The following is a 12,833-nucleotide window of genomic DNA, read 5'->3' as shown; positions in this document are numbered from 1 at the left end:
CAACTCTTCCGGGAGCCAACCGATGACCAAGCCTGCGCGCCGCTCGACCGACACAGCCCTCGTTCCGCTGGAGGCCGGCCACGGCCCGTCCTACGAGAGCTCGGAGGCCATCGAGGCCGAGATAGTCCGCTCCGGCAAGGACCGCCGCCGGCGCCAGGACCGCCGGACCGAGGACAAGGTTCGCCGCCGGCTGGAGCACGGGCTCGAGGAACTGGTCTGGGATGGCACGCCCGTGCCGCAGCCCGCGCGCGTCATCGCAGCGGAGCGCCTTTTCTCCGAAGGCAGCGCCTATTTCACTGGAACCCTGGTCGACCGTTCCTCCTGATCGGCCCCCGACGTGTTCTCGTAGATCCAGCCGACATAGTCCGCGCTGGCCTGCGGGATCGCGACGGAGGTGATCGCGGGCACCTTGTAGCCGTGATGCGCCTTCACTTCCGCAACGATCCGGTCGAAGAGCTCTTCGCGTGTCTTGACCAGAAGCGGCACCTCTTCCCTCTCGTGGACTTCTCCCTGCCAGACATAGGCGCTGGCGATGGGCGGATGGCGATTGAAGCCGGGCGCGAGTTTCGACGCCATCAGGGCGCGACCGACTTTCTCAGCCTCTTCCACCGAACTGCAATTGATCCAGATCCCGATGATCCTGCGCATGGCCTCCCCCTCGGTCCTTCCCCGAAAAAGCTTTCTCTCAAGCCCGCCCGATGCTTAACATCGCCCGCGATGAATTCGAACGAGGAATGAGGATCGCATGAGCGCAGGCGGAATCTTTGTGGGCGGAGGCGGCGCAGAATATGCCGAACCACGCGAACTGCTGCTTGAATATGCCAACCGGCACGGGCTCATCACCGGCGCCACCGGCACCGGCAAGACCGTCACGCTCCAGATCCTCGCAGAAAGCTTTTCCGCCGCCGGCGTGCCGGTGGTGGTGCAGGACGTGAAGGGCGATGTCTCCGGCCTCGCCCGGCCCGGCGATCCCGCCGGCAAGGCCCATGAGGCGCTCACCTCCCGCGCCGCGAAGATCGGCATGGAGGGCTTCGGCTACCGCGACTACCCCACCGTCTTCTGGGATCTCTACGGCGAGAAGGGCCACCCTGTGCGGACCACGATCAGCGAGATGGGCCCGCTCCTCCTCTCGCGCATGATGGATCTCACCGACGCCCAGGAAGGCGCGCTCAACATCGCCTTCCGCATGGCCGACGAGGAAGGGCTGCTGCTGCTCGATCTCGAGGATCTCCGCGCCATGCTGGTCTGGCTCGGCGAGAACCGCGAGACGGTCAGCCGCACCTACGGCAATGTCACCACGGCCACCATCGGCGCGATTCAGCGCAAGCTGCTGGTGCTCGAGAACGAGGGCGCGGGCGGTTTCTTCGGCGAGCCGCACCTCTCCCTCTCCGACCTCATGGCGAAAGACGGCGACATGGGCCGGATCAACGTGCTCATGTCCGACCGGCTGATGCAGGCACCGCGCCTCTACGCGATGTTCCTGCTCTGGCTGCTCTCCGAGCTCTTCGAGGAGCTTCCCGAGGTCGGCAACCCCGACAAGCCCGTGCTGGTCTTCTTCTTCGATGAGGCGCATCTCCTGTTCCGCGACGCCCCGAAGGCGCTGGTGGACAAGGTCTCCCAGGTCGTCCGCCTCATCCGTTCCAAGGGTGTCGGCGTCTATTTCGTCACCCAGAACCCCGACGATGTGCCCCCCGAGGTGCTGGGCCAGCTCGGCAACCGCATCCAGCACGCGCTGCGCGCCTTCACGCCGCGTGACAAGAAGGCGCTCAGGATGGCGGCCGAAACCTTCCGCCCCAACCCGGCCTTCGACACGGAAACCGCGATCCGCGAGGTCGGCACCGGCGAAGCCGTGGTTTCCCTGCTTGAGGACAAGGGCGTGCCGGCGATGGTCAGCCGCGTTCTGATCCGCCCGCCCATGTCGCGCATGGGCCCGCTCACGGAGGGCGAACGGCTTGATGCGCTTGCGGCCTCTCCACTCGCCGGGCGCTACGACACCGCCATCGACCGCGAGTCCGCCGCCGAAATGCTGGCCGAACGCGCGGAGGCCTCTAGCAAGGATGTCGAACTGGCCGAGAAGATGCTGGCCGAACTGGAAGCGAAGAAATCCACGCAGCAGGCGCCCCCGGCCTCGAGCCGCGCCCGCCGCTACGAGGCACCGAACAGCCCTTCGCGTCGGTCTTCCTCCTCCGCTTCCGCAGGGTCCGGGCTGGCGAAAATGGTGGTGAAGCAACTCTCCACCCGCGAGGGCCAACGCCTCGTGCGCGGCATTCTCGGCTCGCTCTTCAAGGGGCGGTAGGGCGCGGGGCAAGGGGCGACCTGAATGACTGCGCCGGTCCGTGCCTCACCCCCCAAAGCAGCCCCCGCCCTTCAAAGCTCCAGCTTCGAGACCATCACCCCCGCTTCCTCGGGGTCATGCCGGTTGCGGAAGCCGAGCTTCTCCACCAGCCGCAGCATCCCGTGGTTCTCCGACAGGATGATGCCGTCGAGCTTCTCGTAGCCCTGCGCTCGGGCATACTCGATGAGATGGGTCATCAGCGTCCGCCCGAGCCCGCGCCCCGCCAGATCGCTGCGCACCAGAAGCGCGTATTCGGCGGCCTTGCGGGAGGGATCGGAGGCCATGCGCGAAACCCCGGCCATCCGTCCGTCCGGCGCGATCGCCACGAAGGCCATGTCCCGGTCGTAATCGAGCTGGGTCATCTTCAGCGCCATTTCCTCGGGGAAACTCGTCCGCGGCGACATGAAGCGCATGCGGATGTCCTCGGGCGAGACATTGGCGAGGAAATCGGGATAGAGCAGCGCATCGGCGGGCCGCACGGGCCGAAAGGTGTAGGTCTCGCCCTTCAGCACGTATTCGCGCCTCCATTCGCTCGGATAGGGCCGGATCGCGAGACGCGGATTGGGGCCCGTCTCCTCCACCCGCGCGGGGTCGATCTCGATCGCGGCATCGAGCGCGATCACACCGGTCTCGTCCGTCACCAGAGGGTTGATCTCGAGCGCCTTGAGGCAGGGGAAATCTTCCGCCATATGCGAGAGCGCCACCAGCGCCCCCTGCAACGCGGCCGCATCCACCGGCTTGCGGCCCCGATAGCCCGAGAGCACCCGGCCCACCCGCGTCCGCCCGATCAGATCGGAGGCAAGGCTCGCGTCGAGCGGCGGCAGCGCCACGGCGGTATCGCGCAGGATCTCCACGTCGATGCCACCGGAGCCGAACATGATCGTCGGCCCGAAATACCGGTCGAGCGTCAGTCCGAGGATCAGCTCGTGCGAGCCCGGCCGCTGGATCATCGGCTCGACGGAATACCCGCCAACGCGGTCCGCCTCGCCCGCCGCGGCCACCCGCTCCTCGATCGCGCGCGCAGCTTCCATCGCCTGCCGTGCCGTCTCGATGTTGAGCACCACGCCGCCCACGTCGCTCTTGTGCAGGATCTCGCGCGAGACGAACTTCACCACCACCCGCGCGTGTCGCGAGAGCAGATCCGCCGCCGCCACCCCCACCGCCTCGACATCGGCAGCCTCGCGAAGCTCCGGGATCGGGATGCCGTAAGCGGCCACAACCGACTTCGCCTCGGGCTCGGTGAGCATGCTGCGCCCCTCGGCGGCCAGCTTGCGGAAGATCCCGCGCACCGCCTCCGAGGCACGCGCCGGCGAAGAGCGCAGCGCTTCCTCCACCGAGCGGTCCGGAACCCGCAGAAGCGCGGCCTGCGCCCGGCCCCAGTCCGTGAGGTGCCCGACCGCCGCGGCCGCACTCGCCGGGGTCGAGAAGGTCGCCACCTCCTTGCGCCGCAGGACACGGCGCGCTTCCCGCGCGTCCGCGCCCCCCATCCAGCAGGCCAGAACGGGCTTGCGGCCGATCATGCTGCGCCGGGTCTTCGCCGCGACCGCATCGGCAATGGCCGCCGAATCTCCCAGGGCGCTCGGACAGTTGATCGCCATGACCACATCGACATTGCGATCCGCCGCCAGCGCCTCCAGCGCCGCGCCATAGCGCTCCGGCCCCGCATCGCCGAGGATGTCCACCGGGTTCGATCCGCTCCAGGACGGAGGCAGGATCTCGTCGAGCTTCGCGATGGTGCCGGGCGCAAGTTCCGCCAACTGCCCCGAGCCATCCATCAGCCGATCCACCGCCATGACCCCGGCCCCGCCGCCATTGGTGACGATCCCGAGCCGCGCCCGGTCGAGCGGACGGAAGCGGGCCACCGTCTCCGCGGCCGCAAACATCTCCGACATGCCCTTGACGCGCAGAACACCCGCACGGCGCAGGGCCGCATCCATCACCGCGTCCTCCGCGGCAAGCGCCCCGGTATGGGTGGCGGAGGCATGGGCCGCCCGCGCGGTGCGCCCGGCCTTGATCGCGATCACCGGCTTCATCCGCGCGGCCGCCCGTGCCGCCGAGAGGAACTTCCGCGCATCCTTCACATGCGCCAGATACATCAGCACGGCGCGCGTATCGAAATCCGAAGAGAGCAGGTCGAGGAAATCCGACATGTCCACATCGGCCAGCTCGCCCATCGAGGCGATCAGGGAAAACCCGATCTCGTGTTCGTCCGCCCAGTCGATCAGCGTCGTCGCCACGGCCGCCGATTGCGACAGGAGCGCCAGCTTGCCCGGCCGCGGCATCCGCTGCGCGACACCCGCATTGAGTTTCGCCTTCGGAGCAATGATCCCGACCGTGTCCGGCCCGACGATGCGCAGGGTAAAGGGCCGCGCCGCATCGAGCATCCGCTGGGTCAGCCCCTCGACATCCTTCACGCCCGGCGTGAGCACCACCGCCAGACGGCAGCCCTTCTCGCCCAGCTCGGTAATCCGCTCGGGTAGCGTCTCGCGTGGCACGGCCAGCACCGCCATGCCCGGCGCCGTCGGCAGGTCATGAATGGAGGCAAGGGCGTTTTGCCCGCCAAAGGCCGGATTGTCCGGATGAACGATCCACATCCGGCTCTCGAACCCGCCGGAGGTGATGTTGGCAAGCGCGGCGACGCCCTGGATATCGCCCACCCGGCCCTGGCAGACCAAGGCAATCGGCCCCGGATCCAGGACCTTGTCCAGGTTACGGATCGTCATTGTTTCTCCGGTGCCCTTCGCATCTGCACACTTGCCCGATGTTTAGGGTGCCGGGCACCGCCTGTCACGCCCCGGATACGCGCATGGTCCGACGCGTGTCTTTCCGGTCCCGCACCGGGACGATCCTCGCCGAAACCTTCAGCCGACGATCATCTGCTTCATCTTGAGCGCTTCGTATTCCAGCTCCAGAAGCCGATGCTTGACCACATCGCCGATGGTGATCAGCCCGACAAGCTTGCCGTCGTCGACCACCGGCAGGTGGCGGAACCGGCCTTCGGTCATCCGATGCATCATCTCGATCAGCCGCTCGTTCGACTGGCAGGTCACGGGATTGGACGTCATCAGATCGCTGACCGGCAGGGTCAGCACATGCCCGCCGGCATCGGCCATCTTGCGCACCACGTCGCGCTCGGACAGGATCCCGACCAGGCCGCCGTCGGCCCCCAGCACCAGCACGGCACCGATGCGATGGGCCTTCAGCAGAGAAACCGCATCCGAAACGCTCGATTCGGGCTTCACCGAATAGATCACGTGGCCCTTGTCCTCGAGGATGGTCGAGACCGTTGCCGCACCCTTGCCTGGCATGAGGTTCGAATCCGCTGACTGGGAGTGCGATTTCTGACCTTCGTCGTCGGCCTTGAGATGGCCGCGGTAGGATTCAACAAAAGACATGGCTTTCCTTCCTCGCATGTTGTGGCCCGGCGCACCGGACGATGTTCTCATTCGAAAATCAGTTTAGACCCGCATGGCGGGATTTCCAGATGTTTCGCACATCATGGGGATTCAGCACGATTTCGTGCAATCCGGCTGCCCCGATCCGGGCATTCCGCGCAGGTGACAGGCAAACCGGCGGGCTTGCAAAAATCGCCCCCACGCGTAAATCTGCCCGGCAATTCTCCACACCGATGCCGAACGCGTCTCGAAACCGTTGAGCGATCCGTCCCGATGGATGCGCCCACCAGAAGGAAGATCATATGGAAGCCCTGCAAATCGACGCAGAGAAGCTCAAGACCGTCCGCAAGGCCCGCAAGATCGGCCGCCCCAAACTGGGCAAGCTCACCGGCCTGACGGAACGCCAGATCGCACGTCTCGAGGTCACCGGCGCAACCCACGGTGCGATTTCCGACGAGACCGTCGAACGCATCGCCGCCGCCCTGCACGTACCGCCGGGCGTGATTACCGGCGCCCTGCCCCTCACGGACGACGATCTCGTGCCCGTCACCGCCTCAACCTGCAAAAGCGGCTGCTGCGGCTGATCCCGCTCAGTCGTTCTCGGTGCGGGGGCGCCAGGCCTGGTAGGTGGCAAGCTCCGCATCACAGGCCTCCAGCGTCAGCGACTTGATCTGGTGCGGCGAGGTGCCACCCCGGCCCATGCGGGTCTCTTCCCCCACCGTCAGGCACATTTCCTGCGCCACTGCAGGCCGCAGGGTGCCATCCTCCTGCAGCGCGATCATCTGCATGTCGCCGCCATCGCAGGCGGCAAGCCCTATCATGGCACCGGCCTCGCGCCCCACCAGCGTTGCACAGACATCGAACCGCGGCATGTAGAGAACGCCATCAGCGAACCGATCGGCCTCGAAGATCTGATCGACCTCTAGCGACCCGCGATAGCTGTAGCAGGTATGCGCCTGAAGCCCGGCGGCCGGATCGGCCCCCTCGCCCAGCCCGCCCGAAATATCGAGGCAATAGCTGTTGAGATCGCCGTCGAGCGGATCGATTAGGGTAATCTCGACCTCTTCGGCCATCGCGCCCGCCGCGAGAGTGAAAGAAAGGGCAAAAGCACCCGCGATCCGACTGGAAATCATTCCGTCCACCCTCCGTTCGGCGCTGGCCCTCAGATCCCGGCGTAGATCTGCGCCACGCGTTCGATCGCCGCTTCGGGCGGCATCTCCTCGCTCTCGCCCGTGCGCCGCGAGGTCAATTCCACCACGCCGTTCTTCAACCCGCGCGGCCCGACGGTGATCCGCCAGGGCAGACCGATCAGGTCCATGGTGGCGAACTTCGCGCCCGCGCGCTCGTTCCGATCGTCGTAGAGCGGGTCGAGGCCCTTGGCCTTCAGCCCGGCATAGAGCGCGTCGCAGGCCCCGTCGGCGGCTTCGTCGCCCTGCTTGAGATTGACGATGCCGCAGTGGAAGGGCGTCACGCCCTCGGGCCAGATGATGCCCTTCTCGTCGTGGTTCGCCTCGATCAGCGCGCCGACGAGGCGGCTGACCCCGATCCCGTGCGAGCCCATGTGCACCGGCACACGCTCGCCCTGCTCGTTCACCACCACCGCGTTCATCGCGTCGGAATATTTGGTGCCGAAATAGAAGATCTGGCCGACCTCGATGCCGCGCGCACTCCGCCGCCGCGCCTCGGGCACCTCCGCGAAGACCGCCTCGTCATGGGTCTCGTCGGTGCGAGCATAGCGCGATGTGAACTCCTCCAGCACCGCCTGGCACTGGGCGACGTCGTCATAGTCGATCGTCCGGTCGCCGAAGGTCAGATCGGTGATCTCGCTGTCGTAGAAGACTTCCGACTCGCCCGTCTCCGCCAGCACCAGGAACTCATGCGTGTAGTCGCCCCCGATCGGCCCGCCATCGGCGCGCATCGGGATCGCCTTGAGCCCCATCCGCTCATAGGTCCGCAGGTAGCTTACCAGGTGGCGGTTGTAGGCGTGCAGCGCATCTTCCTTGGTCAGGTCGAAGTTGTAGCCGTCCTTCATCAGGAACTCGCGGCCCCGCATCACCCCGAAGCGCGGGCGCACCTCGTCGCGGAACTTCCACTGGATGTGATAGAGCGTGAGCGGCAGATCCTTGTAGCTGCCCACGGCCGAGCGGAAGATGTCGGTGATCATCTCCTCGTTGGTCGGCCCGTAGAGCATGTCGCGCTCGTGACGGTCGCGGATGCGCAGCATCTCCGGTCCGTAGGCGTTGTAGCGCCCGCTCTCCTGCCAGAGATCCGCCGGCTGGAGCGTGGGCATGAGCAGCGGAATGTGGCCCGCGCGCTGCTGCTCCTCGTGAACGATCTGCTGGATCCGCTGCAGAACCCGGTAACCGAGCGGCAGCCAGGAATAGATCCCCGCGCTCGCCTGGCGAATCATCCCCGCACGCAGCATGAGCCGATGGCTCGCGATCTGGGCTTCGGCAGGGTTTTCCCTCAGGACGGGCAGGAAATAACGGGTCAGGCGCATGTTCCGATCGGCTCCGGGCTTTCTCGACTTGCTGTCCGTCTAGAGCAAGATATGTTCGGGAGAAAGGTCGAATCTTGCCGCTTCTGTGCTCACACACCCGTGAAGCGTTTGAACTGCGACAGTTCTATTACCTGCAATTGAATCTTTCCCAGCTATGCACCTTGATGAATTCTGCATTGCATTTCATGCACAAACTTGATTTAAAGACGGGGCCGAACAAGCCTAGGCCCGACAACGAGGCACATCCTGGCAGCGGCAGCACGGACCGGCGATGCCAACAATGGTTGGGAATGGCTCAAGTCTGAGGGGGGAAGTCAAAGCGGCCTGCATCGCAGGCCGCTTTTAAGATTCTGGACCACCGAATTCCTGCCCTCACGTGATCCCGTGACTTGCGTTTCGCGCAATTCGTCTCGCAGCACCGCGCGACAAACCCGCCCGGCAGCCCGGCCCGCCACCCCGAAAGACAGCGCCCGCGGCACCAGATCGCAAAGATCGAAAGGTTTGGGATCAGGGCTCGAGCTTGAGTTCCGCGGGAAGTCCCATGCGGCTCGCAAGCCCCTGCAACCGCCGCTCCACCGCCTCGCCCGCGCACTCGCAGGCCACCCCGCGCAACGTGAGGCTCAGGACCCCGTCGCGCACCCTGAGATCGGCGCTCTCCAAAACCTCATGCGCCGAGCCCGACAGCATGGAACCCAGCCGCATCGCGCGGCCAAGCTGCGCCGCCTCGGCCAGGCGCTCCTTGCCCAGCATCGGGCCGAAGCTCTCCATGATGTTCGCCGGCGGGCTTGCCTTGTAGCGGTTGAGCAGCGCAAAGCCGATGAAGACCCGGTCGACGTGATTCACCCCGCCGATGTTCGCCCGCGTCACCGAGGCAAAACAGTGCTCGGCGCGATATTCGGGATGCGCCCGCCAATGGACGTCATGCATCAGGCAGGCCGCCTCGATGAGCCGCAATTCCTGCGCATCGGCTTCCGCGTAGAGCGGCTTGAGCCAGTTGAAGAGCACCCGCCCGAAACCGGGAATGCGCGACTTGTGCTTTTCCATGTGCCGCGCCGCCTCGATCAGCGGGTCGCGCTCGCGCATGGTTTCCGGCATCTGCCGGTAAAGCAGCCCCTCGCGCAGACCGTAGGCCGAAATCACCACCTTCCGGGGCGCCAGCCGCCGGATGACCTCGGCCAGAACCGGCGCCACGTCCGGGATCAGCGACAGCCGTGCGGTCGAGGTGCCGGTGGCATCCGAAAGCGCGGCAATGTCCTGGTTCGGGATCCAGGCCAGCGTCTCCAGCAGTTCCTCCACCGGCGGCTCGTAGCCGTGCAGCACAGTCAGCCGGTAGCCCCGGCGCAGCATGTCGAGCCGTGCCACCGCCCGCCAGGACCCGCCCACGAGAAAGAGCACTTCGCCCTCCCCGGCCGCGACCGCCTTCGCCAGTGCCTTCACCTGCTTGCGGATATACTTGTCGCGCTTCTCCATGTCGGTGAAATCCGCGAGCTTGAGCGGCCCGAGCGGAGAGGTCTCGCAACCGTGGATGCGGCTCTCGCGCAGAATGGCAAGCTCCATCGAGGAGCCACCCATGTCGCAGACGATGCCTTCCGCATCCGGCCAGCCGAGAAGCACCCCCTTGGCCGAGAGCCGCGCCTCCTCCGCACCGCTGGCCACATGGATCTGAAGGCCTGTCTCCGCTTCCACCTGGGCGCAGAAATCCGGGCCGTCCTCCGCATCGCGAACCGCCGCGGTCGCCACCGCGATCATGCCGGAGAGATGAAGCCGCGAAGCCAGGGCCACGAAGCGGTGCAGCGCGCCCAGCGCCTTCCTGCGCCCCTCCGGGTTGAGCCGCCCGGTCTCGCCAAGCCCCGCGCCCAGCCCGCAGAGCACCTTCTCGTTGAAGAAATAGGCCGGGCTCCGGGCCATGCCGTCGAAAACGACGAGCCGGATCGAGTTGGACCCCACGTCGATCACACCGATCCGCCGCAGCCGGGCCTTCACCGCCTCGTCGATCTCGAAGAGAGGCACGTGATCCTCGGCCCGCGCCGCGTTTTCCTGGAATGTCACGGAATCTTCCCCTGCATTTGCCCGGCTCTCGGGCAAAGGCCTAACCGAACTCGTCTACCAGCGGCAACACGTCACGTGACCCGGCCCGCCCGCGCCCCGAGAGCGAGGGTTTCTCCATGAAGTAGCGGTGGCAACTGAACGGGCGTTCCTCGCCCCCGCCTTCATGGCGCAGGAACATGCCGTCGGGCTGCGCCACCCAGCTCTGCACCGTGTCACGCATGTTGGCCGCCATGATCTGATCCATGATCTGGGCATGCACCGTGGGGTTGGTGATCTCCACGAGCGATTCGATGCGCCGGTTCAGGTTGCGGTCCATCCAGTCCGCCGAACTGATGTAGACCCGCGCCTCCTCGGAGGGCAGACCCTTCCCGTTGCCGAAACAGACGATCCGGCTGTGTTCGAGGAACCGGCCGATGATCGACTTGACCCGGATGTTCTCCGAGAGCCCCTTCACACCGGGCCGCAGCGAGCAGATCCCGCGCACCACCATGTCGATGCGCACGCCCGCCTGGCTCGCGGCATAGAGCGCATCGATCACTTCCGCATCGGTGATGGAGTTGACCTTCACCCAGACATGCCCCGGCCGACCGGCCTTCACATGCTCGATCTCGGCCTCGAGGCTCTCGATGATCCGCGGCTTGATCATGTGCGGCGAGATCGCGAGGTTGTCGAGCGTCTCGGGCTTAACGTAGCCGGTGACGTAGTTGAACACCTTCACCGCGTCGCGGCCCAGCGCCCGGTCACAGGTGAAGAGCGAGAGGTCGGTATAAATGTTCGCGGTGCCGGGGTGGTAGTTCCCGGTGCCGAAATGGCTGTAGGTGACAAGTTCGCTGCCCTCCCGGCGAACCACGCTCGAAAGTTTCGCGTGGGTCTTCCAGTCCACGAACCCGTAGACCACCTGCGCGCCCGCGCGCTCGAGCTGGCGCGAAAGCCGGATGTTGGCCGCTTCGTCGAAGCGTGCCTTCAGCTCCACCAGTGCCGTGACCGACTTGCCGTCCTCCGCCGCCTCGCAAAGCGCCGAGACGATGGGCGAGTTGCGGCTGGTGCGGTAGAGCGTCTGCTTGATCGCGAGCACATCCGGATCGCGCGCCGCCTGCTGCAGGAACCGCACCACGATGTCGAAGGTCTCGTAGGGGTGGTGCAGCAGCATGTCCTTCTGCCGGATCGCCGCGAAGACATCGCCGTCGAAATCCTGCACCCGCTCGGGCACGCGCGGGGTGAACGGCGTCCAGAGCAGATCCTTGCGCCCGACCGAACAGAGCTCGGAGAGGTTGGCGATGCCGACGATCCCGCGGATCTCGACGATCTCCTCCTGCGCCACGCCCAGTTCGTTCACCAGCGTTTCGCGCAGATCCTCGGGCGCATCCGCCGTCATCTCGAGCCGCATCACCTCCCCGCGACGACGGCGCTTGAGCGCGGTCTCGAATTCGCGCACGAGATCCTCGGCCTCTTCCTCCACTTCCAGATCGCTGTCGCGCAGAACCCGGAAGGCGCATGTGCCGAGCATGGTGTAGCCCGGAAAGAGCCGGTCCACGAACACCTCGAGCAGCCCTTCCAGCGGCAGGAGCCGGATCTCGCCGCCCGCACCCTCGGGCAGGCGCACGAAGCGTGCGACCTGTGCCGGAACCGGCAGGAGTGCATCGAGCTCGCGCCCCGTGGCATTGCGCCGCAGCTTCAGCCCCATGGCGAAGCCGCCCGAGGCAATGAAGGGGAACGGGTGCGCCGGGTCGATGGCAAGCGGGGTGAGGATCGGGAAGACCTGCTCGAAGAAGTAGCCCTCCAGCACCTTGAGATCGGCCGCGCGCAGCTCCGAGGGGCCAAGCACCCGCACCTTCGCCGAGCGCATCTCGTCCTGCAGCGTCTTCCACGCCACCTGCTGCCGGTCCATCAGGGCACGGGCGTCCCGCTCGATCCGTTCGAGCTGTTCGGCCGGGGTCAGCCCGTCCGCCGAGGCCCGGCCCACGCCCTGCCGCACCATGGCCCGCAGACCCGCCACGCGCACCGTGTAGAATTCGTCGAGATTGGCACCCGAGATCGCAAGGAAGCGCACCCGTTCCAGAAGCGGCACGTCCGGGTTTTCCGCCTCGGCCATCACACGCCAGTTGAACCCGAGCCAGCTCAACTCGCGATTGACGAACCGCGCCTCGCTCCCGAGATCGAGCCCCGGAACCGCGCGGCCGGGTCCGGCACTCGCATTCAGGAAATCCGCGTTGACGTGATCTGCCTGCATCGGCTCGGCGCTCTCGGCCGGGACGGAGGCCCCTTGCATGTTCATGATCTCCCTCTCGAAATATATACGCGCACCAGGCCGGCAAACTCCGGAAGACGGGCGCGATCAACGGAAACGTCCAACCTAGACCAAAACCGTTTGCGATGGAAAGGCCATGCCGGGGCGCCGAGCGCCGGGCGGGATCACCGGCGGGCGGGTGAACGCCCCTTGGCGCCGAGACCGATTTTTGGGACATTCCGCAAGGACTTCGGCTGCGTCATTGCATCGCGCGCAGGGTCGGACTATACACAATCTAGCTATTCCAGACTGCCGCAAGGGCCAGAC

The 12,833-nt window shown here is 66.2% G+C and carries 10 protein-coding genes; 3 read left to right on the top strand and 7 right to left on the bottom strand.

What is annotated here, in order from left to right; translation table 11 throughout:
* Nucleotides 1–22: 22 nt before the first annotated feature.
* Nucleotides 23–325 (top strand): hypothetical protein, encoded by a 303-nt coding sequence (locus tag ACP15W_RS07270; protein WP_424932187.1) that lies wholly within the window; start codon nt 23–25, stop codon nt 323–325.
* On the opposite strand, the gene cutA is transcribed toward ACP15W_RS07270, so the two are convergent.
* The gene (gene cutA / locus ACP15W_RS07265) at nt 289–648 is read right to left on the bottom strand and encodes a divalent-cation tolerance protein CutA (protein WP_424932186.1); all 360 of its coding nucleotides are present in this window, start codon (nt 646–648) and stop codon (nt 289–291) included. The genes ACP15W_RS07270 and cutA overlap by 37 nt on opposite strands.
* Nucleotides 649–745: 97 nt before the next feature.
* Between cutA and ACP15W_RS07260 the strand changes: the two genes are divergently transcribed.
* Nucleotides 746–2,296: a helicase HerA-like domain-containing protein gene (locus ACP15W_RS07260; protein ID WP_424932185.1), complete on the top strand. Its 1,551-nt coding sequence runs from the start codon at nt 746–748 to the stop codon at nt 2,294–2,296.
* A gap of 71 nt (nt 2,297–2,367) precedes the next feature.
* Here the strand turns inward: ACP15W_RS07260 and ACP15W_RS07255 are convergent, their stop codons facing one another.
* Together ACP15W_RS07255 and ACP15W_RS07250 are read right to left on the bottom strand one after the other, a co-directional pair.
* On the bottom strand, nt 2,368–5,058 hold the full coding sequence (locus tag ACP15W_RS07255; RefSeq protein ID WP_424932184.1) for a GNAT family N-acetyltransferase: 2,691 nt from the start codon (nt 5,056–5,058) through the stop codon (nt 2,368–2,370).
* A 138-nt stretch (nt 5,059–5,196) separates the two neighbouring features.
* A complete protein-coding gene (locus ACP15W_RS07250) occupies nt 5,197–5,730 on the bottom strand; it encodes a CBS domain-containing protein (RefSeq protein WP_424932183.1) in 534 nt (177 codons plus the stop codon).
* 302 nt (nt 5,731–6,032) lie between these two features.
* On the opposite strand from ACP15W_RS07250, the gene ACP15W_RS07245 reads away from it, so the two are divergent.
* Entirely contained in the window at nt 6,033–6,314 is a 282-nt protein-coding gene (locus ACP15W_RS07245; protein ID WP_424932182.1) for a helix-turn-helix domain-containing protein, read from the top strand.
* 6 nt (nt 6,315–6,320) lie between these two features.
* On the opposite strand, the gene ACP15W_RS07240 is transcribed toward ACP15W_RS07245, so the two are convergent.
* The 4 genes from ACP15W_RS07240 to ACP15W_RS07225 form a co-directional block, all read right to left on the bottom strand.
* The gene (locus tag ACP15W_RS07240; protein ID WP_424932181.1) at nt 6,321–6,863 is read right to left on the bottom strand and encodes a hypothetical protein; all 543 of its coding nucleotides are present in this window, start codon (nt 6,861–6,863) and stop codon (nt 6,321–6,323) included.
* Between the two features lie 29 nt (nt 6,864–6,892).
* Entirely contained in the window at nt 6,893–8,230 is a 1,338-nt protein-coding gene (gene proS, locus ACP15W_RS07235) for a proline--tRNA ligase (protein ID WP_424932180.1), read from the bottom strand.
* A 507-nt stretch (nt 8,231–8,737) separates the two neighbouring features.
* On the bottom strand, nt 8,738–10,279 hold the full coding sequence (locus tag ACP15W_RS07230) for an exopolyphosphatase (protein ID WP_424932179.1): 1,542 nt from the start codon (nt 10,277–10,279) through the stop codon (nt 8,738–8,740).
* A gap of 40 nt (nt 10,280–10,319) precedes the next feature.
* Complete coding sequence (locus ACP15W_RS07225; RefSeq protein WP_424932296.1) at nt 10,320–12,548, bottom strand: RNA degradosome polyphosphate kinase; 2,229 nt, start codon at nt 12,546–12,548, stop codon at nt 10,320–10,322.
* Between the last annotated feature and the right edge of the window lie 285 nt (nt 12,549–12,833).

The organism is Amaricoccus macauensis (assembly GCF_049800915.1).
GTDB classification, from domain to species: Bacteria; Pseudomonadota; Alphaproteobacteria; order Rhodobacterales; family Rhodobacteraceae; genus Amaricoccus; species Amaricoccus macauensis_A.
Note: the sequence above shows the minus strand (reverse complement) of the source record. Positions and strands in the feature narration are given on the sequence as shown.

What these genes read in the sequence shown, in the direction of transcription:
- ACP15W_RS07250 (WP_424932183.1), bottom strand. Translation starts at nt 5,730, where the DNA reads ATGTCTTTTGTTGAATCCTACCGCGGCCATCTCAAGGCCGACGACGAA.
- cutA (WP_424932186.1), bottom strand. Translation starts at nt 648, where the DNA reads ATGCGCAGGATCATCGGGATCTGGATCAATTGCAGTTCGGTGGAAGAG.
- ACP15W_RS07240 (WP_424932181.1), bottom strand. Translation starts at nt 6,863, where the DNA reads ATGATTTCCAGTCGGATCGCGGGTGCTTTTGCCCTTTCTTTCACTCTC.
- ACP15W_RS07255 (WP_424932184.1), bottom strand. Translation starts at nt 5,058, where the DNA reads ATGACGATCCGTAACCTGGACAAGGTCCTGGATCCGGGGCCGATTGCC.
- proS (WP_424932180.1), bottom strand. Translation starts at nt 8,230, where the DNA reads ATGCGCCTGACCCGTTATTTCCTGCCCGTCCTGAGGGAAAACCCTGCC.
- ACP15W_RS07245 (WP_424932182.1), top strand. Translation starts at nt 6,033, where the DNA reads ATGGAAGCCCTGCAAATCGACGCAGAGAAGCTCAAGACCGTCCGCAAG.
- ACP15W_RS07225 (WP_424932296.1), bottom strand. Translation starts at nt 12,548, where the DNA reads ATGCAAGGGGCCTCCGTCCCGGCCGAGAGCGCCGAGCCGATGCAGGCA.
- ACP15W_RS07270 (WP_424932187.1), top strand. Translation starts at nt 23, where the DNA reads ATGACCAAGCCTGCGCGCCGCTCGACCGACACAGCCCTCGTTCCGCTG.
- ACP15W_RS07260 (WP_424932185.1), top strand. Translation starts at nt 746, where the DNA reads ATGAGCGCAGGCGGAATCTTTGTGGGCGGAGGCGGCGCAGAATATGCC.